This is a genomic window from Hymenobacter polaris (assembly GCF_012927305.1).
Classification (GTDB): domain Bacteria; phylum Bacteroidota; class Bacteroidia; order Cytophagales; family Hymenobacteraceae; genus Hymenobacter; species Hymenobacter polaris.
Genome location: NZ_JABBGH010000005.1, coordinates 64,875 through 90,137, shown reverse-complemented (window position 1 = coordinate 90,137; position 25,263 = coordinate 64,875). Strand labels below are relative to the sequence as shown.

Genomic DNA, 25,263 nt, shown 5'->3' with positions numbered 1-25,263 from the left:
TTAACGGATGTAACGGATGGCGCCGATACGCCCGCTAAAGCGGACTGACTACGCGGGCGGCGGGCGGGCTTTTGCGTGCGCATTGGCCCTAGGCTCGGGGGCGGGCCCAGGGCACGGCTGACCGCTGGCTAGCCGCCCTATAGGCCACTTATGCTCGCGTAAACAGTTCGTGCGGCGGGCGCAGGCGGCGCCATCCGCTCCGGCCGTTGCAGTTGCGGCCGGGCCATGCCGCGCTCGGCGGGAACCAGCCGGGCAATGTGCGGGGCAATGACGAGCGACACGATGCTCATGAGCTTGATGAGAATGTTCATGCTCGGGCCGCTGGTATCCTTGAAGGGGTCGCCCACGGTGTCGCCGGTTACGCTGGCTTTGTGGGCGTCGGAGCCCTTAAACTCCATCTTGCCATTTACTAGCACGCCCTTCTCGAACGACTTTTTGGCATTGTCCCAGGCGCCGCCGGCGTTGCTTTGGAACATAGCCATGAGCACGCCGCTCACCGTGACGCCGGCCAGCGTGCCGCCCAGCACCTCGGGGCCAAAGATGAAACCAATAATAATAGGCGAGAGCAGCGCAATGGCACCCGGCAGCACCATCTTCCGAATGGCGGCCTCGGTGCTGATGGCCACGCACTTCTCATACTCGGGCCGCCCGGTGCCCTCCATAATGCCTGGTATCTCGCGAAACTGGCGGCGCACTTCCTGCACCATCGCCATGGCCGCCTGGCCCACCGCCGTAATGGCCAGCGCCGAGAAAATGAACGGTACCATGGCGCCCACGAACAGCCCAGCCAGCACGCGCGCGTTCGAAATGTCGATGACGTCGATGTGGGCCGTGCCCATAAAGGCCGCAAACAGGGCTAGGGAAGTGAGCGCCGCCGAGGCAATGGCGAAGCCCTTACCGGTAGCGGCCGTGGTATTGCCCACGGCATCCAGGATATCGGTGCGCTCGCGCACTTCCTTGGGCAGCTCGCTCATTTCGGCAATGCCGCCCGCGTTGTCGGCAATGGGCCCGAAGGCGTCGATGGCCAGCTGCATGGCCGTGGTGGCCATCATACCGGCCGCCGCAATGGCCACGCCGTAGAGGCCCGCAAACTGAAAACTCAGGATAATGCCGCCCGCCAGCACCAGGATGGGCAGCACCGTGCTTTCCATGCCCACGGCCAGCCCCCCAATCACGGTGGTAGCGTGGCCGGTGCTGCTTTGCTGCACAATGCTGCTCACCGGGCGCTTGCCCATAGCCGTGTAGTACTCGGTGATGATGCTCATGAGCGTACCCACCCCTAGGCCCACCACCACGGCATAAAAGATGTGGTTGGCGTCGAACGTATTGCCGCGGATAGTAATGTCACCCGCCGGCAACATCCACTTTATCAAGACATACGAGAAGATGCCCGACACCACCACCGAAATGTAGTTGCCCAGGTTGAGGGCGCCCTGCACGCTGCCGCCCTCCTTCACCCGCACCGACAAGATGCCCACCAGCGAGGCCACAATGCCCAGGCCGGCAATGGCCATGGGCAGCAAAATGGGCGAGAGGCCGCCGAACTTATCGGCGTTACCCAGCTGCACCTCGCGGCCCAGCACCATGGTAGCCAAGATGGTAGCTACGTAGGAGCCGAACAAGTCGGCGCCCATGCCAGCCACGTCGCCCACGTTGTCGCCCACGTTGTCGGCAATGGTGGCCGGGTTGCGCGGGTCATCCTCCGGAATGCCGGCCTCCACCTTGCCCACGAGGTCGGCGCCCACGTCAGCCGCTTTGGTGTAGATGCCGCCGCCCACGCGGGCAAACAGCGCAATGCTTTCGGCCCCGAGCGAGAAGCCGGTGAGCACTTCCAGGGCCTTTTCCATCTCGGGGCCGGTGGCTAGCATGCTCGGCACGAACAGCTTGTAGAATACGATGAATAGCGACCCTAGGCCCAGCACCGCCAGCCCGGCCACGCCCATGCCCATTACCGAGCCGCCCGAAAACGACACGTTGAGCGCCTGCGTAAGCGAGGTGCGCGCCGCCTGCGCCGTGCGCACGTTGGCCTGGGTGGCGATTTTCATGCCGATAAAGCCCGCCGTAGCCGAAAACACCGCTCCAATTAGAAACGCGATGATGATAATGGGGCTGGACCGCTCGCCGGTGAAGCCCAGGTAGCCCAGAAACAAGCTGGCAATGAGCGCAAACAGCGCCAGCACCTTGTACTCGGCCTTGAGGAAGGCAATGGCCCCGTCGGCGATGTAGCCGGCAATGGTGCGCATGTGCTCGCTGCCGGCGTCTTGGCGGGCCACCCAGCCGGCGCGCACCCAGGTATAGAGTAAAGCAAACAGGCCCAGCGCGGGCACCGCGTAGAGGAATGGCGTCATAAGCCGTAAGGGTTGAGTGGGAAAGAGTTAGGCGGTAAATGTAAGCGCATTTACCGACCAGAAAACAATTTTTTCCCCTAAAAAACCCTATCCTTTAGCTACTGCCCTAGCCCTCGGCAACGATTGGGGGCTGGGCCCATACTATTCGCCCGGCCGCGCTTTGCGAAAATCGCCCCGCGAGAAGTACTTCTCGATGAGGCAATATAGCATAATGAAGAAGTAGCGGCTACCCATCTCCTTGATTTTCAGCTTCGACTCGCCGTATTTACGATTGGTCCAGGAGTTGGGCAGCACGGCGTAGCTGTAGCCCCGCACGATGGCTTTGAGCGGCAGCTCCAGGGTAAGATTGAAATGCGGCGACAAAAAAGGTTTGAGGCCTTCCATGGTGTGGCGGCGGTAGAGCTTAAACGCGTTGGTGCAGTCGTTGTATCGCAAGCGGAACACCGTCTTTACCAGCGTATTGGCCACGCGGTTGAGCAGCTTCTTGTGCACCGGGTAGTCTACCACGCGCCCGCCGCGCCCCCAGCGGCTGCCAAATACGCAGTCGTAGCCCTCGAGCAGCTTGCGGTAGAAGCGCACCAAATCGGCGGGGTCGTCCGAGAGGTCGGCCATCATCACGGCCACGCAGTCGCCCTGGTAGCGCTCCAGGCCGTAGCGCACGGCGTAGCCAAAGCCGTTGGGGCCGGGGTTGGTGTAGTAGCGCAGGGTGGGTAGCTCGCGGCTGAGCGCCTGCAGCTGCCCTAGGGTATCGTCCTTGGAGTTATCGTTGGTCACCACAATCTCGTGGTCAATCTGCTCGGCTACCAGCGTGGCGTAGAGCGCGCGCAGCGTTTCGGCGATGCTTTCGGCCTCGTTGTAGGCCGGAATAACGACGCTCAGTTTCATGGCAAAAAGGCGAAAAAAGGGCCCTAGGCCAGAATGGGCTTCAGCTGCGCCTCGTGGGCACGCAGCCAGCCATACACGTCTTCCACCAGCTGCTCAACCGAGCGCCGGGGCTGCCAGCCCGTCAGGGCCGTCACGCGGGAATTGTCGGTGAGGTAGAGGGCAATGTCGGCCTGCCGGTTCTCGGCTTGCGAGCTGATGGGCACCGTGTGGCCCGTCACGCGCTGGCACAGGGCCGTCAGCTCCTGCAAGCTCACGCTGGTGCCGCGGCCGCCGCCCACGTTCAGGGTGTGGCCATTTACCTGCCCCAGGTGCTGCAGCTGGTACTCCACCAAGTCAAACAAGTCGTCGATGTGCAGCACGTCGCGCACCTGCTTGCCGGTGCCCCCAAAGCCAAAGTAGCCCAGCGGCTGCTGCCAGAAGTGGCGCGCCACCCACAGCACCACCACCCCCTGGTCGACCTTGCCCATTTGCCAGGGCCCGGCCAGCACGCCGCAGCGATTGATAACGGTGCGCAGGCCGTAAAAATGGTGATATTCCTGAATCAGGTATTCCGAGCACAGCTTGGTAGCGCCGTAGAGCGAGCGGTAGCCCTCGAGCGGAAAGCCTTCGGCCAGCCCGGCGAGCGACACCCCCCCTAGGGCCTGCTCGGCGCTGATTTCAAACCGGGTGGCGGTTTCCTCTAGGCGTATCTGCTCAATTTGGTTGATGGGATAGATGCGGCTGGTTGACAGAAAGATGAACGCCGCGCCGTGCTGCCGAGCATAGTTGAGGCAATTGACGGTGCCACCCAGGTTGGTATTAATCAAGTAGTCGGGCGCCGAGGTAAGGCCCGCCAGCACCGACGGCTCGGCCGACGCCTCGATGAGCGCCTCCACGGGCGGCAGCGCATCAAAATCCTCCTTGGCGCGCACGTCGCCGTGCACAAACTCGACGCCCGCCGCCCGCAAGCGCGGCAGGTTCAGCTCCGAGCCGCGCCGCTTCAGGTTGTCGAAGGCAATGACGCGGCAGTCGGGGTGGTTTTGCTTGAATTGCAGGGCCAGCGCCGAGCCGACGAAGCCAGCGCCGCCGGTAATAAGTAAGGACTTCACTACTAACTAGTTGCTACGGTATTTACCCACAAAGATACGCCGACTGGCTGGGCGGCCGCCGCCTACAGCTCGCGCAGCAGCACCTGGTAAAGGGCCAGCATACTGGCAATGTCGGCTTTGTGCACTAGCTCGTGGGGGGTATGCACGTTTTCTTCGGGCGCCCCCACAAAGCACCAGTCCCAGGCCACGTCGGCGCGCTGCAGCTCCCGGCCATCCGAGCCGCCGTGCTCCTCCACTTCCAGCTGGTAGGGCACGCCGGCCGCCTCGGCCAGGCGCCGAATGCGCTCAACGTAGCTGCGGCGCGGAATGGCCGAGTCGCGCCGGGAGATGGCGCAGCCCTGCCCCGGCCGCACGCCCTCGCTAGCCCAGGTAATGTCGCAGATAAGAGCCTGCCGCACGCCGTACTGCTCATAAATAAAGCGCGCTAGGTAAGGCACCGAGCCGCCGCCGTGCTCCTCGCCGCACGAGAACGCCAGGATGCCGTGCTCCAAGGTTTCGGCCAGCTTTAGGGCCACCCACAGCCCTAGGCGGTTGTCGAGGTAGCAGCTCTGCACGGTGGTGTCGGTTTCGCGAAAGTCGCAGGCAAACGTGAGGCTGGTGCCCGGCGCCACCGCGCGGCTGAACTCATAGCCTAGGGCTTCGGTTTCGTCTCCGTCCTCATCCTCGGTTTTCGTCACGGCCAGCGTGCACGCTATTTTTCCTTGCGCATCCTCCCCCACCAGCTGGTAGCCGATTTCGGTTTCGGGCCCGCCAATGGGCACCAGCCCGCGCCCGTAGCGCACCATGAAGCCGATGCTATCGAGGTGGGTAAAGACGGCGGTGCGCGGCTGCCCAAATACCAGTACCAGGCAGTCTTGCAGGCGGTTTTCGTCGTGTACCACCAGCGGCGGCTGGCGCCAGCCCGGCCCGTGCTCGCGCACGTAGTCCAGCACAAATTGCGTGAGGCCGGCTTCCTCGCCCGAGGGGGCCGGAAACGCACACAGTGTCTTCAGTAAATGCATACCCTTAGCGCCGCTTCGGCGGCTTACCGGCCAAAGCTACCGTCGCTGCCGTATTTTCGCCAAGCTGAGGCGGGTCCACCCAGGGCCGGCCGGGGGCTTTCTTCTGCTTTGGCTGCTCGCTTAGTTATTCGTTTTTGGCTGTTGCTGTGGCTGCCGCTGGTTTTGCCGCTGCTAAGCCACGCCCAGCAGCCCACCCCCGCCCCGCGCGATACCACCATTCACCTGCGGAGCGTTGAGGTGCCGCCCATGCCCACCGTGGCCCTCGATACGCTGCAGGTGCTGCCCGGCGCCGTGGACTACAGCGGCTGGCTGCTGCTGGATAAGGACATTCAGCTGGAACTGGATGGCGCCGTGCAGAACCTCTACAACTGCAAGTACGACAAGGCCGAAAAGCAATTTCGCTCGCTGCGTCGCCGCTACCCCCACCACCCCATGCCCTACTTTTTGCTGGGCCTGAGCACCTGGTGGAAAATCTACCCTACCAACTTCCACGCTACCGAGTACGACCGGCTGTTCTACGCCTACATGGACACGGCCAATACGTACAGCGAGCGCCTCGTGAAGGCCGACCCGCACAACTACGAGGCATACTTCTTCCTGGCCGCGGCCAATGGTTTCAGTGGCCGCCTCAACTCCGAGCGCCACAACTGGGCGCGCGCCACGTTCAACGGGCGGCGAGCGCTCACCTACCTGCAAAAAAGCCGCGAAGCCAACGGCCTCAGCCCCGAGTTTTTATTTGGGGAGGCCCTCATCAATTATTACTCCCCCTGGATTTCCGAAAACTACCCCCTGCTGCGACCGGTGCTCCTATTCTTTCCTAAGGGCAGCAAGCAGGAGGGCCTGCGCCAGCTGCGCCAGGTGGCCGATAACGGCTTTTACACCAAGATAGAAGCCGAGAATTTTCTTATGAAAATTCTCTACAACGACGAGCACCAATCGGCCCAGGCTTTTCCCATTGCCCGCCGCCTAGCCCTGCGCTATCCCGATAACGGCTATTTCGCCCGCTTCTACGGCCTGCTTTGCTTCCAGAAAGGCGAGTTCGACGAGTGCGAGCGCGTCAGCCGCGACATTCTCACCAAGCTCAACGCGGGCATGCCCGGCTACGAAGCTACTAGCGGCCGCTACGCCAGCTACTACCTAGGCTACCTCGCGCAGTATAAATATAAGGACGTGGCCAAGGCTAAGGATTACTACCAGCGCTGCATCGTCTTTGCCGAAAGCAACGGCGATACCGACGGTGGCTACTTCCTCTTTGCCAACAACAGCCTGGCCAAAATCGCCGCCGCCGAGCACGATAATGCCGCCGCCCGCCGCTACTTCAATGTAGTGGCCGACAAAGCCGACCGCAAGTCGGACCAGTATAGGGAAGCCAAGGCGTGGCTTAAGAAGAATAAGGCGTAATTACGAGCAGCTATGGAATTACAGGACCTCTTCTTGACTCCTTTGTATTTAGGATTGTTTTATGCGCTGGCCTATGCCGTGCGCCCCCGGTTCACTAACAGCTATACTAAGAAATATTTTATCCCAGCCCTTACGGTCAAGTTTATCGGCGCTATAGGATTGGGATTGATTTACCAATTTTACTACACTGGTGGCGACACCTATAACTACTTCAACCAAAGCAAGGCAGTTTATCAGGCTTTAACAGAGGAACCCGCTGCTGGCCTGGCGCTGCTGTTTAATTCCAGCGGCAAATACACTCCTGAAATAGCTAAATATGCATCACAAATAAATTGGTTTAGCGCGCCTACCGAGTTTTTTGTTATTAAAATTAGCGGCTTTTTTAGTTTACTTTGTTTTGATACTTATACGGTTGTTGCGCTTTGCTTTGCCGTTGCAAGTTTCAGTGGCATGTGGGCGATGTATACTGCATTCGTTCGTATCTCGCCCGCAGCTTATAAGGAATTAGCAATTGCCGTTTTTTTCCTTCCTTCAGTCTTTTTCTGGGGTTCTGGCCTTATGAAAGACTCTTTGTGCATCGGGGCCCTAGGCTGGGTTTTCTACGGCTTTTACTACGGTATTATTCTTAGGCAGCACGTTGCACGCTCGTTACTGACCGGCGCTATTGGCATCTACTTTTTATCGCACTTGAAAATCTATATCCTCTTATCCTTTTTGCCACCCGCACTATTCTGGGTATTTAATGAATACAATCAAAAGATTCGCTCTTCCCTAGCGCGCAATTTAGCCCGCCCGCTGTTTATAGTATTTGGCTTAGGCGCTGCCTACTTGGGGGCTACCCGGCTTACTGCGGGTGATGAAAAATATGACGTAAATAAGATAGGTGAGCGCACAAAGATTAACGCTGCTTACCTCACCACTCAGGTTAGCAATGGCTCGGCTTACAATATTGGCGTTCTGGATGGTTCAGCTAGTTCACTCATAAAGGTGGCACCGCAAGCCATTATCGTCAGCATCTTTCGCCCTTTTTTATTCGAGGCCCGCAACCCCGTTATGCTCTTGTCGGCTTTAGAAGCCACGTATTTTTTATACCTGACTATTACTTTATTATTTCGAACAGGTATAGTCAAAAGCTTTCAGCTTATTGCCTCGCAGCCAATTTTGACGTTTTGCTTCATTTTTGCCATTGTACTGGCCATTGGAGTGGGCACTAATAGCGGCAATTTCGGCACCTTGGTTCGCTACAAAATTCCGCTGATGCCCTTCTACCTAGGCGCGTTGTTTATTATGCGCCAATTGCAGCTTACCCAGAAATCCCACTCCGGCCGCAAGGGACTTGCGGCGCGAAGTATCCGGCGCCTGGCTTATAGCTAAAAACTATATCACCGCCTGCGAAAGAAATTCACACTGGGGCGCTCCGTAACATAGTACAGCGCATAAGCAATGGCTACAATAATTGGTAGAATCCCCCAATAAATTCGGCTGTAAATAAATAGTTTACCGGTGTATAAAACTATCCCGGCGTAAAACAGCAGAAGTAAGGGATAGTGGTAGAGATAAAGCGAAAAGCTGAACTCGCCTATTTTGTGCAATCCCCGCACCAGCAGGTTATGGCTCCTGATGTGTCCGGCCAGCAGCACCGATACCGCCAGCACGGCCAGTACCCCCGCCACTACGGTGGAAGCTGTTGTTAGCTTAAGTAAGCTGAGGGCCACCAGCCCCAGCAGTAGCCCCCCTAGGCCGGGTAGCATCAGCCAGCGCGGCATTTTGGCTACCCTGGTCAGCCAGGTTGTGGTTATAACTATATCATACAGGGCAATGCCCGCCGCGAAATAGGCATTGTATGTTACAGCGAAGTGCGCTAACTCATTTACCTGTACGTCCCGCCAGTCGAGGTACAGCCCTACTATGAACAACCCCACCGACGCCGCATAGTACCAGCGTATCCACCTCAGGGCCAACGGTACCAGTAAATAAAAAAGCCCTTCGGGCAGTAGCGACCAATACACCACGTTGTCGCCCAGAAAGTGTTGGCCCAGTCGCACAAACCCTAGGGTTCGCACCGCGCCGGCCAGGTCGAAAGCCCGCAGCTCGGCCCAGGCCTGGGCGAGGGTAGTATTCAGCTCGCGGCTGGCGGTAGTAGTCAGCACTTGTGGCACTTGGGTGGCTAGCAACGTGAGTACGCCAGCAGCCAGCAGCAGCGATGTGATAAATGGCGGGTAAATTCGCTCGACGCGGTTGAGGTAGAACGCGCCGGCCGAGCGGTGCTTTTTATGCTGGGCATAGCGGATGAAAAATCCCGACAGCACAAAGAAGAAAATTACCATCTGGTAGCCCGCCGAACTAAGCAGGTCGAGACCAAACAGCAGGTAGTCGGCAATCGACCACGCAGCGCGAGGATGCGCTTCCAAGTACTGCCTCCCCCCTGCCCAAAGAATAAACTTGGCGTGGAACACTACCACGTAAAGCGCGCAAAAGCCGCGCAGGCAGTGCAAAATATCCAGTTGCTGGTAGCGCAATGGAGCAGCCGCAAGCTGATGGGGCGGCGCAGTAGCAACTGATTGAATAGGAGCGGTAAACATAAAGCTATGCTTATAAATGAGCTACATACTGGTAAACCTAAAGCGTCCTGCCAGGCCCTTTTCTACCGCTTATTTCGTTCTTCTTCAGTCAGCCTGAGGGGGCTGAAAGCCAGCTAGCTTCACCGCCATCCAAAACAATAAGTAATAGCCAGTAATGAGCGCGGGCACCCACGAGTGTCCCATCAATGAGAGTAGTAGGCTGACTCCCCCAATCAACAGGTAATAATTGACCTTATAAGCTGGCATTCGGCGACTGGGCATATGTAGTAAGTCTTTGCTATCCATATACATCAGCGTGCGATAAAACACGTAATTCAGGAATACTGGCGCCGCGATGAGCATCAACTGGCCGGCACTCAAGAAAATAAATACTGGCGCCAGATAGCGCATGAAAGCCAGGTTAAGAAAGGTCATTACCTTCAGCTCTTTGTCATTCAACGCGTTGTGCAGATAAAAAAACAACGCTAGCACTGCGTAAAAAGCCAGCCACAGCGGATTGCTAAGCACGCGCAGTTGCCAGCTGATGGCCCCGAAAGCCAGCAGCCGCACGCCAATCCACGCCATCACCACCGCGTCGGAAGGGTCGAAGTCTTTCACCCGCCGCCGGGGCTTCGCCTCCTTGCGCACGCTGTATACATCGTTGCCTAGGTAGCCAATTTCATAAATGGAAATAAAGGCCAGGTACGCCAGCGCGAAATGCCCTAGGCCCCCCCGCCAGTCGTAGCCCGTAAAGTAGATGAGCACCGCCAACGGCACCGCCCAGTCGATAATAAGGTAATACAGGTTGTATTTGAGCTGCTTTACCCGGCTGCCGTAGAAATAGGTATAAGGAAGTAAAAAGCGTAAAAACATCATCTGCTACTGCTAATTAGGTATAAGCCTCAATAAAATAGGGGGTTAGGTCTTGCCAAAAGCGCTTGGCCTCTGGGCGGTGCACTACCACGTAGCGGCTGGCAGCCCTGGCTACCAGCTCCCGGTCGGTAAAATTATCGGTAGCTACTGCCAGCCGGAGGGCGTCGTCGGAACCGGTTAGTTCAGCCAGCGCGTGGTGTTTCTGGCCCCCCAGTTCGCGGCGTAGCCGGCCGGTACTGCGCCCCTGCGCGTTGTATTCCAGCTCCGACGACACAAACTCTACTCCTAGCGCATCCGCAATAGCGGCCACGATAGGGTCAAGGCTGGCCGACAGCAGCACCACGCGCGGGCGGGCGCCGGCCAGCCCGGCCAGCAGCGCGTGCGTTGGGGCAATGCGCCGCTCACCTAGAAACTCCATTAGGAAGCGCTTTCCCAGGTCATACAGCTCTATCTTGGGCAGGCCAGTCAGCAGCCGCAGTGCTGCGGCCTTGGTGGCATCGGCCCCAGTGAGTTTCTGCCACGTAGCCAGCGCTAGGTAAACGGGCGACCACCGCCCGGTGAGTAGTCGCAGCAGTTGCTGTCGGCCGCGCCACCCCTTCCGCGCCAACACATACCGCAAGTAGTCGAAGGTGGTATTGGAGTAAAACAGCGTGTCGCACACGTCGAAGACAAAAATGTCTACGTCGGTGGCGGGTAAGGGAGGCGGCATAGGCATCAGGCAGCTAGCAGCGTTAGGTACACTTCCCGCAATTTGCGGTAAGTAGCATCAGGAGAAAATTTGTGCCGCACATAGGCCCGGCCGGCCTCGGCGAACCGGGCGCGCTTGGTAGGGTCGGCCGCCAACTCTACGATAGCGGCTGTCATGGCCGGCACGGCGCGGTTAGGCACTAGCAGCCCCGAGTGCCCATGCTCAAACAGCTCGCGCGGCCCTCCACAATCCGAGGCTATTAGCGCCGTACCGTAAAACAGCGCGTCGAAACACGTCAGCGAAAAGGCTTCGGTTTCCGAGAAATTTAGCAGTATATCGGCCGACTTGATAGCCTGCTCTACATCGCGCACGAAGCCGCCAAAACGCACCACATCGGTTAGGCCTAGCTCGCGCACTCGCACTTCCAGCCGCCGCTTAAACATCCGGTTTTTTTCCAGCCCCATATCGCCGCCGTGAAAATGCAGCCGCAGGCGCGGGTTTTGCGCATAGGCGCCCGCAAAGGCTTCGACCGCAAAGTCGTGGCCTTTTCCCTGAATGTAGTTGGCTAAGTACAGCAGCTTCAGTTCGCCGGTGCAGGCCCTTCCCTCGGGGCCGTCAGGCGCCGGCAGCGGGTACTGCTCGCGCTCAGGTAGTGGGTCGCCTATCACTTCTACGTGAGGCGCGGCCGGAAACGCCGCTCGCACGGCCTCCGACACGCATACTACCTGGTCGGCGTAGCGCGTGTCAGCTGCTATCCATAACTTTCGTAGTGGGGCCGGAAAGTTTTGGGGCAATAGCCGCACGTGCGTCAGTAGCTTAGGGCCACCGGCCCACTTCGCCACTATGCCCGTCAGGTTGAAAAAATCGTTGAGGTGCACCAGGGCCGCGCCCCGCTGCCGGGCCAGCCGGCGCAGCCGCCAGGCATTAGCTGCCAGGGCGGGCACGTAACGCAGCAAGTCAGCCGGCCGCTTGCTTATCTCTACGAATGGCAGCGTATGCACCACGTAGCCCTCGTCGGCTACCGTGGGCAGGGCCGCTGTACCGGTCGGCAGCACAAACTCAAAATCGAACTGCGCGCCGTACTCTGCTCGCAGCGCCCGCGTAGTATTCAGAATAGCTTTCAACGCCCCGGTTACGGCGATGCAGTTGTCAACTATAAGAATGCGGCGGGCGGCGGGCAAGTCAGAAGTAGTCATAGCAAAGCGCAAAGGTACCGGCAAGCCTCCGATAACAGCAGCCGCTACTCAACCAGTACCTGCTCGATTAGCTCCACCCAGCGCTGAAAAATCTTTTTATGCGTAAAGTCTTCCATTCGCCGCCGCGCCAACTGGCCTAGGCGCTGCCGCTCGGCCGGGTCCGTCAGCAGCTGCTCGATGGTATCGGTCCACACTTTCTCGTCGGCCTGCAGGGTATCAGCCTCCGTCAGCATGGGCATTAGCACGCCATACTCGGCCCACTCGGCCGTGCGGATGGGATTGGTGGGTGTGGCTGTGGTAGGCGACAGCATTTCGCGGGGACCGGTGGGGCAATCCGTCGTCACCACAGCCGCTCCGCATATCATGGCTTCGCCCAGCGCCAGTGGAAACCCTTCCCAACCCGATGGGAACACGAATAGGTCGGCCGGCCGGATAAATTTGAACGGGTTTTGCTGCAAGCCCATAAAGTACACGTCGTAGTCAGGCGTCAGCGGCTCCTGCTTCCACACTTCGTACACGCGCAGGCCCAGCGTCCGGGCTTTGCCGGTTAGCTCGTCGCGCAGCTCGCCATCGCCCACGAATACCAGCTTGGCCGGCCGGCGCTTGAGCAAATCGGCAAAAATCTGTAGCAGTGGTGCCTGGTTTTTCTGCACGGCCAGCCGTGCCGAAGTCACCAGCGTTGGGGCCACGTCGTACACGGCCTGCATATCGGCCGGCAGTGGCTCCTGGGCCTGCCCCCACACCCGCTCCACCTCAAAGGAGTTATGAATGGTGAGCACCTTGCCGGCCTCCACTCCGAAAGCATCGATAATCTCGGGCATAATATCGCGGCTCACCGTCACAATGCGGTCGGCCCGCCTGTATAGCGCCGGCATCATCACTTGCTTACGCAGCCAGCCCAGCGGCCCGCTGATGTTGCGGTCATGCACCTTCGAGCCCTGTATCAGGAGAATAATCTTTTCCTTGTCTTTGCTCAGCAGGTTCACGTAGTCAGCCCCTTCCAAATGGCTGATGCACACGTCGGCCTGCGTTTTTTGCTTTAGCGCCCGCAGCCGTCGCACCCGCTTCCAAAAGTTAGAGGCTTTGTCCAGCGTATTACCTCCCCCGGCCACCTCCATGTTTTCCAGCGGGTTGCCACTGGGGTAGATGTTCGGCTCATCAAGGTTAAATACTGCCTCGGTCACGTCGTAGCGCTTTTGCAGTTCCACGCTATGGTCGTGGAAAGCCCGTTGCGCTCCTCCCAGCCCTAGGTTAGGAATGACCATCAAGAGCTTTTTTCGTTGTTGCTTTTGCATATACTTTGGCCTCTTTAGCAGCTTATTTCGTGGTTTGTTGCAGGGGCGCCCGCAGTTTCTAAATTAAGTTTTTCGGCCGCTTACCAGCAAAAGCCATTTCTCTGGCTACAGGGCTATCCTTTGCTGGCCAGCAGTCAGCATAGTCTGCAGGCGGGTTTGTAACTCTTGGGGTGGCACGTAGAAGCCCGCCGAAAACCGTTGTGGGCTAGCTTTTCCTACCAAGCCATCGTAGGCAAAACCTAGCTGGGCCGCCATTAGCATATAGTGAAACGGGTAATAATCGCCCGGCGGAAATATCTCTAGCAGACTCATGGGTCTGCCGCCCCGAAACAACATATTCACCAGCCCTGCCCCGTGAATGCCTACCACGTAGCGGGCATTAGCCAGCGTATGTATCTGCTCGGCCAGCGTTAGTTCGTCAAAATCCAGCACTTCCAGTCCGGCCGCGCGGCACAGCTGCTCAATCTCGGCACCGTTTTCAATGTAGCGCAGCCGCTTGGGGCTACGGGTGATAAAAATCCGCCGCTCGGCGCCGGTGCGCGCTACATCGGCCGGCGGTGCCAGTTCCCGAATGCGGCCGTAGTAGCTTATAGTGTGCGTGAGCGGCTTGCAGAAGTAGGTCTTGCGGCTGCGCACGTACTGCTCGTCCTGTACCACCCAGGTGCGGTCGCGCAGATATGGGTGCTGCCGAAAATACTGAAAGTAGGCTCGCTTATACAAGGTTGCCGCTATCAGAATTGGTACGTCGGCCCCTACCCCAAGTTTCTCTTCTAAAAAGAAGAGCTTGGTCAGCACGTCATTGTAGAAGTGGTAATAATTCTCTTCGCCCGTATCGCGCAGCGAAATCAACTCCGCGTACTCCTCGGCTGGCTTGTCGCGCATGCGCAGCGCGGCCAGCGCCGGCTTGCGCAGATAATCCGCCCGGCTGAAGCCTAGGGAAGGATAAATTAATCTATTGTTGGCCGTGAGGGCCCAACCCGCGCGTGGCTCAATCAGGCACGGCTCATTATACACCAGTAGGTACTCATCCTGCGTCCACTCCTGCCAGATAGCAATCTGCTGCTGCAGACGCGCTTCTAGCGCTTTCGTCGCAATGACCACTCCTGCAAAAGGGTAGGCATCGCGCCGAATAATAAATTCCTGCGGCTTAAACACCCGCTCTGGAAACAGCAGCTTATCTACCGTAGCAATGCGCAGCTGATTGACCTGCCGGTGCGCGGCGTTGAGCACCACCCGTGGCAGTAGTTTCTTAAATAATTTTTTTAGCATATTTTTAAAACTCCTTGCCTCTTGGTATGGCTACTACCACAGTCTTCCGTTTAAATAGCCTTTCGGCAAGCCGCATTGAAGGCTCCTCCACCAAACGGTAAAAAACATAAGAGGCTAACACAGTTACCAATACACAAAAAAATAGTAATGCTATTTTCTGACCTAACGTCTGCACTGAAAAAAACCTTATCCACAGCGCTTCGGCTGTGGTACCCACTACTGTATGGAGCAAATAAAGCGAATAAGATATTTTACCTAAAAAACTGAATATTATTATATTTTTTTTAAAAAACAAAATAATAAATATAGTGCCAAATGCAAAAATTGCTGCTAACCAGTTTATCTCCACATACACCAAGACTAATCCTACTAAGGCAAATAAATAAAAAATCATATCACTCACCCGCTCCCTAAATTTCAGCCATAGCAATATACCAAGTAGAAAAACACTATTATATTCAAAGAATTGAACATCATGCAAATAGGGAGAATATTTAACCATGTTACACATGCCCCCCAGTATTATTAATGGCACGATACCTCGCTTCAACCATCCAAAGAGTAATCCGATAAGAATATAAAACTGAAACTCAACTGCTAACGTCCATAAAATACCATTGAGCCACCTAGCTGAGGTATATGGCACAATGTATAGTATATTAGTGAATAACTGAAAAGCTGTTAGGTCAGCCGTGTAGATGCGTTCGTGCTTTAGCACAAAATCAATAAATAATCGCTGTCCTACTGTTAGTATAATCATCAGAAACGATGGAGGCCAAATTCGCACCATCCGCTTACCCATAAAAGAAAAAAACTCATTGGATTGATAGTTTCCTCGATCAAGTGAATAGGGTATAATAAAACCAGATATAATAAAAAATATATCCACCCCTAGGTAGCCCCACGAAAAAAAAAGTGTAAGCTCAGTATTCTTTAAGCTAGGCAACACGCCAAACGTAAAATGTAGCAAGCAAACACTAAGCGCTGCTAAACCCCGCAGTAAATCGAGAGAATATAAATGAGGCTTAGCCTTAGGCTTGCCTAGATTAGTATCTATTGTAGCAACATTCATATCTACCCTATTTTATACAGCAAATTAGTTAGGCGTAGTTTTCTAGTATAAGCATACTACAAGAATTCAAAGCGAGTCAACTCCTCAATAATATTGTGAACCTGTCAACAGTAATTGCTTAAGAACACTTATAGTGAAGTAATTAAAGCTGTACAGCTACGGCAGGTGTTTAATGGAAGCCAAGAAACGCCGTCTCCCTACCACAGCCGGGTCAGCCAGGGCAGCTCGCCACAGGTAGCGTAGCGTTTGGGGCCGGTGCTGCTTGCTCAGGGCCAGGGTGAGGGCGATAAAGGTATAGCGGTCGGCTACGAACTGCCCCGTGTGGCCTGGGAAGCGCTTGGCAAACAATGTATTCTGGCGCACGAGCTGGCTGAATAGCTCGTCCCGCTGCCGCACCGTTTCGGGCACGATGGTATTGAGGCTACGACCACTGTGCTCACGCAGGCAAAACGTTTTCTCCCGAATGGCGTGAAACGGGTATTGGCTGGCCAGCTTCAGCCACAGCTCCCAGTCTTCGGCTGAAGCCAGCCGGCGGTCTTCCACGAACGGATTAGCCAGCGCCACATCGCGCCGCACGAATACGGTGTTGCAAGCCAGCGGATTGTCATACAACAAAAGCTCGTTGGTGCGGGCTGGCCACTGGTAGACTTCGGCAATAAGGTGGCTGTGCTCGTCCCGGCGCTCGTAGCCGGTGTGCACTACCTCTACCTCACCGTGCTGGTCGAGGTAGTCCTTCACTACCCGCAAATGATTGGGGTACATCTCATCATCCGAATCGAAGAAGTTGATGTACTGCCCTTTCGCGCGCTGGGCCCCGTAGTTTCGGGCGGCCCCACGCTCGCCGTTGTCCTTGCGGAAGTACCGTACCCGTGGGTCGGCGATGGCCGCCACTACCTCGGCGGTATTGTCGCGGCTACCGTCGTCCACTACCAGCAGCTCAAAATCGGTCAGCTCCTGCCGCAATATGGCTGCGATGGTCGCCCCGATAATATCGGCGCGGTTGTAGCAGGGCATTACAATCGAAAAGAAGGGAGCGGCAGGGTCGGCCATGCGGGCGCTGGTTAAGCTGCAAAGTTACGCCAGCGGCTTGCCCAGCAGCAGCTGCGTATACTGCCGCAGCAGCTGGCGCCGCTGCGCCTGGTCGCCCCGGCTTAGCCAGAAATTAGCCAGCTTGCTCAGGTATAAGGCTTTAGTGCGCAGCCAGCCGTACTCGCGGCGAAAGAATACGTCTTCGTTGCGCAGTATCATCAGGCCTTGGTTGAGGCGCTTCTCTTTTTTCGTGCTTTGGGAGAAATGGTGCAGCACGTGCGCCTCGGGCACGTATTTAATCTCGTAGCCGAGCTGCCGGACGGTGTAGCTCCACTGCAGGTCTTCGGCATACATGAAGAAGTCGTCGGCCAGCTGCTGGCCTGGCATCCGCTCCAGCACCTCGCGCTTGAAGTGGAAGTACGTCCCCCACACCCAGTCGGGATAAAGGGGGGTAGCATAGTCGAAAAACGTACCCTGCAGCACTTGTCCCTTGCGCTCGGCCGACAGCAGCTTCTGCAGCCTGGTTAACTCCAGCAGCTGCAGGCTCACCGACGGAAACCGTCCGCACGAGGGCTGAATAGCGCCCGTGGGGTACTCCAGCCGCGCCGTGGTCAGGCCTACCCTAGGCTCGGCCTGCAGCGCCCGGTAAGTGAGCGTCAGCGCATCGTTGAGGCAGGCCGCGTCGCTGTTAAACAGCAAAATTGTTTCGCCCACTGCGTGCCGGATGCCTAGGTTGTTGCCCTTGGCGAAGCCGGAATTGTCGGGGTTGCGCACCAGCTGGATGGTAGGGAACGCCTCCAGAAAGCGGCCAGGGTCGCATTCGGTCGAAGCATTGTCAACCACAATAATTTCGTAGCCGACGCCCCGCGTATGCGCCTGAATGGAGGTAATTGCTTCGCTGGTGAGCTGAAACGTATTGTAATTGATAATAATAACCGAAACCTGAACCATAAGACAAGTCGCGTGCGACGCGGCAAAGAACGAGCTTAATTAATAATCTCTTGAAACAGCTGCTCGTACTGCGCGGCACACGCTGCCACATCGTAGGTGGCGCGCAGCTCGCAAGCCGCCGCCCGGTGCTGGGTCAGCAGGTCTGGGTTTTCGACGTAGGCGCTCATGGCGGCCACCAGGTCGTCGCGCCTCGGCGTGGCATCGGGATTCATGGCTAGCAGGTGGCCCGCTACCTGGCCCGTAGGTGGGCAAACCATTTCGGGAATGCCTCCCAGCGGGCTGGCAATAACGGGCACCCCGTTCTCGAAAAACTCGATAATCGAAATTGGTTGGGCTTCCGAAAACCACGACGGAAACAGCCCTACCTGGCACTGGCGCATGTACGGGTGCGGCGTTTGCACATTGCCCAGGAAGTAGATGTCCGGGTACTGAACTTCATACTCGGCTCGCAGCGTACGCAAATATGGCCCGTCGCCCATGGCAATGAACGCAAAGCGGCGGTTTGGAAACCGGGCCTTTACCCGCACGTAGGCGGCCAGCGCATCGCCCCAGCCCTTTTGCTGGTTGCCCCGGCCCACCATGCCAAATACGAAGCTGCCGGCCGGAATAGGCAGCGGGACGGGCTCCTCCCCGACCGGCACGTAGCGCGGCACCCCATTGTAAATAACCTCTACCCGCGTAGTGATGGGTAGCCGGGGCGCGGGGGCCGCCTGCCGGGCATTTTCGTACTCGTTCTGGTAGTCGGTGGCCAAAATCTTTTCGCCGGCCCGCCGCTCGGCTTCGGTCGGCACCTCTACCAGCTTGCCGGTAAATAAGTCGGCCGTGTACTGCGACACGCCCACTACGGCCCTGGCCAGGTTAGCAGAAGGCACATAGGAGAATTCGCCTACCTTGATAAGCATGGAGTAGCCCTGGTGGTCGGTCACGACCGTAGGCACACCCGTTAGCTGCACAAGCTTAGTAATGCGCGATTTGGCTACCATCGGCTCGTGGCTATGCAGCACGTCAATACGATAGCGCCAGATGGCGTAGCGACCCAGCCAGGTCTTGGCCCGTTCGTGGATGGAGGTCTTAAAGCCCAGCTTCTGCCCTAGGGCGTTCAGCTTCCAGGCTATGGCATTAAACAGCGGGTAACGGTCCATCGCCACCAGTCGCACTGCTGGGCTCAGATACTGCTGCACCATACCGGGGTCCACCAGCTGCTCGTTCTGGTTGAAAAAGTACACGTTGTGCTTTTTCGCCAGCTCCGAAGCCAGCGCCAGCGCCAGCACGTGCGAGCCCGCCTTATCCAAGCAAAAAGTAGCGACTAGAATATTCATACCTGCAAAGATTAGCTTGCCCGTTGACCGGCCTGCCGCTCAAACAATGCCTCGTACTGCGCCACACATCTCGCCAGCGAAAACAGGGCCTGCCGCCGCCGGGCGGCCTGCTGGTGCGCCGCGTACAGGGCAGCGTCGGTGGCATAGCGCTGCATGGCGGTGGCCAGGGCCCCCACGTCGGGACGCTGACTGGCTGGGTCTAAGGGCGTCAGCAGGCCTGCGGCTTCGCCGCTGGCCGGGTCTTCCACTATCTCGCGTATGCCCCCCACGTTGGTCGCTACTACTGGTTTGTCATAAAATAAGTATTCGATAACAGCCAGCGGCAGGGCCTCGCCGGCGAAATAGGAAGGTAGCAAGCCTACGTCGAACCCGGCAACGTAGAAGTCCGGATTGGGCACCCGTCCCACAAAGTGAATGCCCGCTTCTCCCGCATACTGCGTGCGCAGCCCATCCAGGTAGTCGCTCCCGCCCACCAGCACCAGTTGCACGTCGCGGCTAGCCCGCGCCCGCAGTGCCCGGAACGCCAGAATGGCTGCCTCCCAACCCTTTTCGGCAATACCCCGCGCCACCATACCATACACAAATGCCCCGGCTGCGATGCCCAGTTGCTCGCGCATAGCCCCGGCCGCGGCCGGCGCATCTACCCTGATGCCGTTGAAGATAGTCTGCACGGGTGGCAGGTCGGCCAGCCCGGCCTGCAGCACGTCGCGGCAATAGTCCGATACCGTCACTATTGCGTCGGCCTGGCGCAGGGTGGGCGCAAAGCTCAGCGACCGGCCCTCGCGCACAAACATGGTATACTCGCCGTGCTCCGTGATAATAAAAGGGATGCCGGTGCCGCGCAGCACCGGCGCGCACAGCCGGTCAGCATAAGTGGCGTGGCTATTTACCAGCTCAATCTGGTAGCGCTTCAGGCAAGCCCGAAAATAAGCCTGCTGTGCCCATTCATATAGTGAATGGCGCAGCCCCAGCCGCTGCCCTAGGGCGTTGAGCTTATAGGCCCAGTAGCTGCGGCGCGGATGGTCGGCCATGGAGAGTACCCGCACACTTGGCGGCAGCAAGCGCTTGACTAGCGCCGCATCTACTAGCTCGGCCCGCTGGTTGAAGATAGTTACTTGGTGACCTAGCTGAGCTAATCCCGCCGCCAGGTTCATAGCTAAAATCTCGCCCCCCCCAACCTGTAAAGACCAGGTAGAAATTAAAATATTCATTGCTACCCACAAAAGTAGACTAAGAGGCTTTTAGAAGGCCTGGAGAACCAGCACGTCATGCTTACCGCAGCATTGCTACCACGCCCCTAGGGGGCATCCGGCAAAGATGCTTCAACAAGTGCAGCCCGGACAAAGCGCGAGTGCCTAAAACAGCTTCATTGCCAACGCAGGCATGCTGCAGGAACCATCAAAGCGTATACCCGTAGCTTTCAATAATTGGCTTCCAGAACTCGAAGCTATAGCGCCACCAGGCATGGCAGCCCATCGGCAGCTGCTCACCGTTGAGCTTATATAACACCTCTGGCCGTACTTCAAAGCTAAACTTTACCGCTTCCTCAATGGGAGCGATGGCGAAGCTCGGCGAATGGAGCGGCGCGACATCACTATAAAAGCGGTCTTCCGACAGGCTACACGCAGTTTGAATCGTGTAGTTCTCACTCGATAGGTTACGCAGCCAGCGGTAGGGAGTATTCGCGTAGGCCTTAATCAAGTTCCGTAGACCACTGGTGTAGTCAAAAGGATTTTTATAATAAATGCGCTTTAGCACCCGTGCTACGGCCGCAACCTTGCGCAGCGAAAACCCAGAGTTGCCGACTCCTACCAGCCTGGCGTCGGTGCCGGCTAGGTTATAGTCCTCAAACCACGGTGCACCAATGTAATCGTACCCCTTCTCGCACCAGGCGGCTAGCTCGTCTTTAAATACAAAGGCATCGGTCTCATACGTCAGCAGGTACTCGTAGCTGCTAAACAACCTATAGAAATACCTACTAAGCTTCAGTTTATTATAAGCCGCAATGTTACTCTGCCATTTTGGGTCAATGTAAATGACTTCAAAGCTTGGCACTACCTGCCGGTAGGCATCCAGGTTCAAGCCGCTGGGTGCCACAATTTTTATTGGGTAGTCACCTAGCACCTTAAAGCACTGTTGAAACGATATAAGCTCGTAGGGAATAGGCTTGGCCGAGTGAATAGGAATAACTATACAGACCTTATTCATTCACTTCTTTTTCTTGCAATTCGTGAATAACATCAACTACTCTATTAGCATGTTTAAACAGAAAAAGTGCGTACAATATATCAGCTTCATGCGGCAGAAAATAAACTACATTATTTTTTATTCTATGATACAAAAACCTAGGCAAAATAGTAAATTTATCAAACAATTTTTCAATTGCTATTTTCTGCCAATACGCTTTATTCATAAATAAATTATTACTATTCTTATTTAAGCAAGCCTTATAACCCTCAAATACCATCCATGAATAACTATATTGATGCCACATATTTATTAAATATTTTTTACTAATACGGCCGGCAGGCATATAATGATGTAATTTAAGCTTATTACTAGCTGCTATTTGATAACCTGCAAGCTTAAAAATAAAACATAATTCAACATCTCCACCCCCAACCACTTTATTACCAATCCTATCCGTCAGATAGAACTTATAGTTCAAGCGTTTTATAGCATTATATGCGTCTTTTTTAAATGCCATTCCAGCTCCTACTAGGTAGCGATAGCCTCCGAGCAATTGGAGTTCATTTTCGGCTTGATTTCCGATAGCATATGAATGCTCAAAATACTTTAGCCAAGCGGGCGGGGTTTCTTCATACACTCCGATGTTATTACCACCAACCGCCGCTATCTGCGTGTGTTGGCTTAAAATATTATAGGATTCATTTACATAGGCAGAATCTAGCCAATTATCATCATCACAAAAAATTAAAATATTATATGCAGAATATTCAATCCCTTTTTCACGAGCAGCTGATAACCCAGCTATGTTCTGCTCAACTACACGTAATTCAGCATTAACATCATACTTCTTCCATTCTTCTACTGCCACATATGCCGTATTATCAGTTGAATTATTATCTACTATTATAACCTCCCAAGGTATTTTAGGAGCAACTTTTTGATTTGCCAAATGCTTTATAGTGTCTGGCAATCTAATTGCACTATTATAGCAGCAAACAATAATTGAAACTCCATCCTTCATCAGATTATTATTAGGAATTTCGACCATTATTTAAATAAATTAAACTTTAACAGCTGCATGTAAATAATCTTACCAAGAATCTTGTAATTTTTTATTTTTATACCAGCAGTACCTACACCTTTAAAATATTCAGTCTTTAATTTATATGCAATTTCTTTTTCTACCCTAGCGTCATGAATCAAATATTTTAATTTTTTTATGAGCAAATCTTCTAATTGGATTCGCGTTATTATATTATAGCTTATTAATAAATTTAATAACCGCAAATATTCATAGTAATATACTCCGTTCTTATAAGATTTACCGCTAACATCTTTGTCATGTTTTCGAAAATAATTCAAAACTTTACCAGAGATATATACTTCTCCTTTCTGAGCAAATTCAATCCAAAATAGCCAATCCCCGCATAGCCTAAATTCTACATAATCTTTACTTATCAAAGAATATGTTTGCTTCCTAAATATACACATACTCGCATTAATGATAACATTATTTACGAGCATACTTTGCTGAACAAAATCAATTCCATTTAGAACAGTCTCAAATTTTTTAGCGCTTGTCTGCCACCATATATCACCGCTACTATGAACAACAATAGATTGACAAAAAGCAATAGTAGTCTTTTCATTTACACTTTTAATAAGTGTCTCTAATAGTGTTGGCTCACACCAATCATCACTTTCTGCAATCCAAATCCATTCTCCTTTAGCCAGTGAAATACCTTTTTCCCACTGCTTGAATGTAGAACCGCTATTTTTTTCATTATAAATAATATGACTGACTCTTACATTACCATTGTACCTATTAATAATTTCACGACTGTTATCAGTTGAATAATCATCCAAAATAATTACTTCGAAATTATCGTAGCTCTGCGATAGTACTGATTCAATCCTTTGTTCTATATATTCAGCATGATTATAATTAGGAATTATTACCGATACAAAATACATAATCAATGATTATTTATTGCACTAAGTGCACGAGCAGTAGCTTCTAAATACTTACGCCCCCAGCGTATACAGGGCTCTAAATGATTGCCTTCAGCCCATTCATTCCATGCATTAATAAAAATAAAATTTTCCTCTTTTGAGTATGGCTTGAATGTATTTACTATATTTCTAAGCCATTCTTCATATTTATCAGGGGTAGCCGCATCTACTATAGTTGCTCCTTGCTTCCTTCTAGCACTGTTATCCCAAGAAGGAGTAACTCCTGGAAACATCTTGTAGCCTACCCCTTTTCGAGCAATCATTTTATCAACCATCGCATCATAATCATAAATATTGTCTTTGTCGTAGTGCGGCTTATTACCTAATCTACGCATAAATTTTTCTTTTATTCCCCCCAACTGCTTAGCAGGCATATTACCCCAGTCTGGTTGAAAGTCAAGCGCAGCATCAAATCCGATATCATTAGGGTTATGATGCGCACCTAGGCTGTTAACTTGAATTAAGTATAAACCACTAATACCTGCTTGCTGAACTTCCTCCCGCCAAATCTTCGCGGTGTGTTTTGGGTCAGGAAGCAAATTAGTACGATAGACTATGAAAACGGGCTTACCATCAACTCGAATATATCTATCATCGGTAAATGCCGGAATCAGAGAGCGAATGTGCGCTCGGTCATCTTCTTCGCTGTAATCCTGCTTCAACAATACTTCTTGGTCTTGGCCGTCCCAACGTCTAGTCCAGTTTTCGTTAGCCCAGCACAAACAAAAGGGAAAGTCAGGTTTGCCTGATTGTAAAACAGCGTTAAATGGCTGTTCTAATATGCGTCTACCTGTAAACCAATAGTGATAATAGCAAAATCCATGTATACCGTACTGCTTAGCTAAATCAGCTTGTAATTGGCGAACTTCAGCAACCCGCAAGTCATAAAACCCTAAGTCGGTTGGTAACTGAGGTTGATAATGCCCTGGAAAACGAGCGGTTGATTTTGCTACGTTCGTCCACTCTGTAAATCCCATACCCCACCACTCATCATTTTCTTTTACGGGATGAAACTGAGGAAGGTATATGGCAAGTGCTCTAAGCTTGCTATTCAACTCAGAATTATACATTACAAATCTTATTTAAATAAGTATTTTGATTTATAAATACTTTCTTTTATCTTATAAAAAATATGAATAACCTTATTTTTAAAATTCAAATCACTAATTTCATATTTAAGAATTTTTTTTCTATCTTTAAAATCAAAATATGTATTTATAAAATTCTCAATATACTGAGAATTTGGAATGATTGATTTTGCGTAAACTAATGATTTTAAACCAGGTTCATCGTTTGCAATACCATTATCTTTCCATTGATTTAAGTAAGCTAACCTTACTTTTGACGGCTCAATTAATAATTCACAAGTTTTCATCCACCATATAAACCAAGCGCTTACAGAATAATGCTGCCCTTCTTGAGCAAATACTATTTGATGCTGGGCTATATAAAATGGAACATTATTAGAATAAATACCAAATGCAAAAGGCATATGCGGATATGCATTGCCAATATTATTATATCCAGGGATTAAGTATTTTTTTACGAATAAATCCGTCTTAAATATATTACAAGGCATGAAACTAGCAAATTTAAAATAAGCATATCCCATTGCCAATGATTCGCTTGGATTTTTATAATAGCCTCCATAACTCCAAATATCTTGTTTATGGGCCCCTACATGAATTAAATCAACTTTGCCTTCTTCTATTACTTTTAAGACATCATCGAAATGATTTAAATCAAAAACGTCATCATCACAAATAACCCATGTATACTCAAATTTACCATAATCGAATGCCCGCATAAAATTGGCATTCGGCCCAACATTTACATGATTAGTTACAATTTCTAAATTAGGTAAAATATTTTTTTTATTAGATACAACAAGCGCGGTATCGTCTGTAGAAGCATTATCTAATACAGTTATATGATACGACTTTAATAGAGAAGATGCTAAAAAATCTAACGTTTGCGCTAATAAATTAGCTCTGTTATAAGTTATAATAAATATGCCTAATTTATTTTTCATTATAATAAAAGGATACTATCAAGTATCAGCAAATTTTTACAAAGATGAACTT

General features: G+C 53.3%; 22 protein-coding genes. 2 read left to right on the top strand and 20 right to left on the bottom strand.

What is annotated here, in order from left to right:
* Window positions 1-137 precede the first annotated feature (137 nt).
* From HHL22_RS23010 to HHL22_RS22995, 4 genes are all read right to left on the bottom strand, one after another.
* Window positions 138-2,348 (bottom strand): sodium-translocating pyrophosphatase, encoded by a 2,211-nt coding sequence (locus HHL22_RS23010; protein WP_169533783.1) that lies wholly within the window; start codon window positions 2,346-2,348, stop codon window positions 138-140.
* Window positions 2,349-2,489: 141 nt separating this feature from the next.
* Window positions 2,490-3,233: a glycosyltransferase family 2 protein gene (locus tag HHL22_RS23005; protein WP_169533782.1), complete on the bottom strand. Its 744-nt coding sequence runs from the start codon at window positions 3,231-3,233 to the stop codon at window positions 2,490-2,492.
* Window positions 3,234-3,256: 23 nt separating this feature from the next.
* Complete coding sequence (locus HHL22_RS23000) at window positions 3,257-4,321, bottom strand: NAD-dependent epimerase/dehydratase family protein (protein ID WP_169533781.1); 1,065 nt, start codon at window positions 4,319-4,321, stop codon at window positions 3,257-3,259.
* Between the two features lie 62 nt (window positions 4,322-4,383).
* Window positions 4,384-5,322 (bottom strand): M20/M25/M40 family metallo-hydrolase, encoded by a 939-nt coding sequence (locus HHL22_RS22995; RefSeq protein WP_169533780.1) that lies wholly within the window; start codon window positions 5,320-5,322, stop codon window positions 4,384-4,386.
* A gap of 108 nt (window positions 5,323-5,430) precedes the next feature.
* Here HHL22_RS22995 and HHL22_RS22990 point away from each other — a divergent pair, with 108 nt between their 5' ends.
* Both HHL22_RS22990 and HHL22_RS22985 read left to right on the top strand, forming a co-directional pair.
* The gene (locus HHL22_RS22990) at window positions 5,431-6,723 is read left to right on the top strand and encodes a tetratricopeptide repeat protein (protein ID WP_241738255.1); all 1,293 of its coding nucleotides are present in this window, start codon (window positions 5,431-5,433) and stop codon (window positions 6,721-6,723) included.
* 12 nt (window positions 6,724-6,735) lie between these two features.
* Window positions 6,736-8,097, top strand: a complete 1,362-nt coding sequence (locus tag HHL22_RS22985) for a hypothetical protein (RefSeq protein WP_169533779.1) — start codon at window positions 6,736-6,738, stop codon at window positions 8,095-8,097.
* 8 nt (window positions 8,098-8,105) lie between these two features.
* Here HHL22_RS22985 and HHL22_RS22980 read toward each other — a convergent pair whose 3' ends face one another.
* The 16 genes from HHL22_RS22980 to HHL22_RS22905 form a co-directional block, all read right to left on the bottom strand.
* Entirely contained in the window at window positions 8,106-9,242 is a 1,137-nt protein-coding gene (locus HHL22_RS22980; protein WP_169533778.1) for an acyltransferase family protein, read from the bottom strand.
* Window positions 9,243-9,389: 147 nt separating this feature from the next.
* Entirely contained in the window at window positions 9,390-10,160 is a 771-nt protein-coding gene (locus HHL22_RS22975) for a hypothetical protein (RefSeq protein ID WP_169533777.1), read from the bottom strand.
* Window positions 10,161-10,173: 13 nt separating this feature from the next.
* Complete coding sequence (locus HHL22_RS22970; protein ID WP_169533776.1) at window positions 10,174-10,866, bottom strand: haloacid dehalogenase-like hydrolase; 693 nt, start codon at window positions 10,864-10,866, stop codon at window positions 10,174-10,176.
* Between the two features lie 5 nt (window positions 10,867-10,871).
* The gene (locus HHL22_RS22965) at window positions 10,872-12,041 is read right to left on the bottom strand and encodes a glycosyltransferase family 4 protein (protein ID WP_169533775.1); all 1,170 of its coding nucleotides are present in this window, start codon (window positions 12,039-12,041) and stop codon (window positions 10,872-10,874) included.
* 44 nt (window positions 12,042-12,085) lie between these two features.
* Window positions 12,086-13,336, bottom strand: coding sequence for a glycosyltransferase (locus tag HHL22_RS22960; RefSeq protein WP_169533774.1), 1,251 nt, complete (start codon window positions 13,334-13,336; stop codon window positions 12,086-12,088).
* A 105-nt stretch (window positions 13,337-13,441) separates the two neighbouring features.
* On the bottom strand, window positions 13,442-14,605 hold the full coding sequence (locus HHL22_RS22955) for a glycosyltransferase family 61 protein (RefSeq protein WP_169533773.1): 1,164 nt from the start codon (window positions 14,603-14,605) through the stop codon (window positions 13,442-13,444).
* 4 nt (window positions 14,606-14,609) lie between these two features.
* On the bottom strand, window positions 14,610-15,677 hold the full coding sequence (locus HHL22_RS22950; protein WP_169533772.1) for an acyltransferase family protein: 1,068 nt from the start codon (window positions 15,675-15,677) through the stop codon (window positions 14,610-14,612).
* Window positions 15,678-15,833: 156 nt separating this feature from the next.
* Complete coding sequence (locus tag HHL22_RS22945; protein ID WP_169533771.1) at window positions 15,834-16,727, bottom strand: glycosyltransferase family 2 protein; 894 nt, start codon at window positions 16,725-16,727, stop codon at window positions 15,834-15,836.
* A gap of 24 nt (window positions 16,728-16,751) precedes the next feature.
* Complete coding sequence (locus HHL22_RS22940; RefSeq protein ID WP_169533770.1) at window positions 16,752-17,657, bottom strand: glycosyltransferase family 2 protein; 906 nt, start codon at window positions 17,655-17,657, stop codon at window positions 16,752-16,754.
* Between the two features lie 35 nt (window positions 17,658-17,692).
* A complete protein-coding gene (locus tag HHL22_RS22935) occupies window positions 17,693-18,976 on the bottom strand; it encodes a glycosyltransferase family 4 protein (protein ID WP_169533769.1) in 1,284 nt (427 codons plus the stop codon).
* 11 nt (window positions 18,977-18,987) lie between these two features.
* Window positions 18,988-20,187 carry a glycosyltransferase family 4 protein gene (locus HHL22_RS22930; protein ID WP_262888419.1) on the bottom strand — a complete coding sequence of 400 codons (1,200 nt, stop codon included), beginning with the start codon at window positions 20,185-20,187 and terminating at the stop codon, window positions 18,988-18,990.
* 187 nt (window positions 20,188-20,374) lie between these two features.
* On the bottom strand, window positions 20,375-21,058 hold the full coding sequence (locus HHL22_RS22925; RefSeq protein WP_169533767.1) for a DUF5672 family protein: 684 nt from the start codon (window positions 21,056-21,058) through the stop codon (window positions 20,375-20,377).
* Window positions 21,059-21,176: 118 nt separating this feature from the next.
* Entirely contained in the window at window positions 21,177-22,214 is a 1,038-nt protein-coding gene (locus tag HHL22_RS22920; RefSeq protein WP_169533766.1) for a glycosyltransferase, read from the bottom strand.
* On the bottom strand, window positions 22,214-23,140 hold the full coding sequence (locus HHL22_RS22915; RefSeq protein WP_169533765.1) for a glycosyltransferase family 2 protein: 927 nt from the start codon (window positions 23,138-23,140) through the stop codon (window positions 22,214-22,216). The genes HHL22_RS22920 and HHL22_RS22915 overlap by 1 nt, the downstream gene beginning before the upstream one ends.
* 2 nt (window positions 23,141-23,142) lie before the next feature.
* Window positions 23,143-24,249, bottom strand: coding sequence for a glycosyltransferase WbsX family protein (locus HHL22_RS22910; RefSeq protein ID WP_169533764.1), 1,107 nt, complete (start codon window positions 24,247-24,249; stop codon window positions 23,143-23,145).
* 8 nt (window positions 24,250-24,257) lie between these two features.
* Complete coding sequence (locus HHL22_RS22905) at window positions 24,258-25,211, bottom strand: glycosyltransferase family 2 protein (protein ID WP_169533763.1); 954 nt, start codon at window positions 25,209-25,211, stop codon at window positions 24,258-24,260.
* Between the last annotated feature and the right edge of the window lie 52 nt (window positions 25,212-25,263).

Coding starts and splice junctions, on each gene's coding strand:
- HHL22_RS23010 (WP_169533783.1), bottom strand. CDS start 2,348: ATGACGCCATTCCTCTACGCGGTGCCCGCGCTGGGCCTGTTTGCTTTA.
- HHL22_RS23005 (WP_169533782.1), bottom strand. CDS start 3,233: ATGAAACTGAGCGTCGTTATTCCGGCCTACAACGAGGCCGAAAGCATC.
- HHL22_RS22995 (WP_169533780.1), bottom strand. CDS start 5,322: ATGCATTTACTGAAGACACTGTGTGCGTTTCCGGCCCCCTCGGGCGAG.
- HHL22_RS22985 (WP_169533779.1), top strand. CDS start 6,736: ATGGAATTACAGGACCTCTTCTTGACTCCTTTGTATTTAGGATTGTTT.
- HHL22_RS22975 (WP_169533777.1), bottom strand. CDS start 10,160: ATGATGTTTTTACGCTTTTTACTTCCTTATACCTATTTCTACGGCAGC.
- HHL22_RS22970 (WP_169533776.1), bottom strand. CDS start 10,866: ATGCCGCCTCCCTTACCCGCCACCGACGTAGACATTTTTGTCTTCGAC.
- HHL22_RS22965 (WP_169533775.1), bottom strand. CDS start 12,041: ATGACTACTTCTGACTTGCCCGCCGCCCGCCGCATTCTTATAGTTGAC.
- HHL22_RS22960 (WP_169533774.1), bottom strand. CDS start 13,336: ATGCAAAAGCAACAACGAAAAAAGCTCTTGATGGTCATTCCTAACCTA.
- HHL22_RS22955 (WP_169533773.1), bottom strand. CDS start 14,605: ATGCTAAAAAAATTATTTAAGAAACTACTGCCACGGGTGGTGCTCAAC.
- HHL22_RS22950 (WP_169533772.1), bottom strand. CDS start 15,677: ATGAATGTTGCTACAATAGATACTAATCTAGGCAAGCCTAAGGCTAAG.
- HHL22_RS22945 (WP_169533771.1), bottom strand. CDS start 16,727: ATGGCCGACCCTGCCGCTCCCTTCTTTTCGATTGTAATGCCCTGCTAC.
- HHL22_RS22940 (WP_169533770.1), bottom strand. CDS start 17,657: ATGGTTCAGGTTTCGGTTATTATTATCAATTACAATACGTTTCAGCTC.
- HHL22_RS22935 (WP_169533769.1), bottom strand. CDS start 18,976: ATGAATATTCTAGTCGCTACTTTTTGCTTGGATAAGGCGGGCTCGCAC.
- HHL22_RS22930 (WP_262888419.1), bottom strand. CDS start 20,187: ATGAATATTTTAATTTCTACCTGGTCTTTACAGGTTGGGGGGGGCGAG.
- HHL22_RS22920 (WP_169533766.1), bottom strand. CDS start 22,214: ATGGTCGAAATTCCTAATAATAATCTGATGAAGGATGGAGTTTCAATT.
- HHL22_RS22915 (WP_169533765.1), bottom strand. CDS start 23,140: ATGTATTTTGTATCGGTAATAATTCCTAATTATAATCATGCTGAATAT.
- HHL22_RS22910 (WP_169533764.1), bottom strand. CDS start 24,249: ATGTATAATTCTGAGTTGAATAGCAAGCTTAGAGCACTTGCCATATAC.
- HHL22_RS22905 (WP_169533763.1), bottom strand. CDS start 25,211: ATGAAAAATAAATTAGGCATATTTATTATAACTTATAACAGAGCTAAT.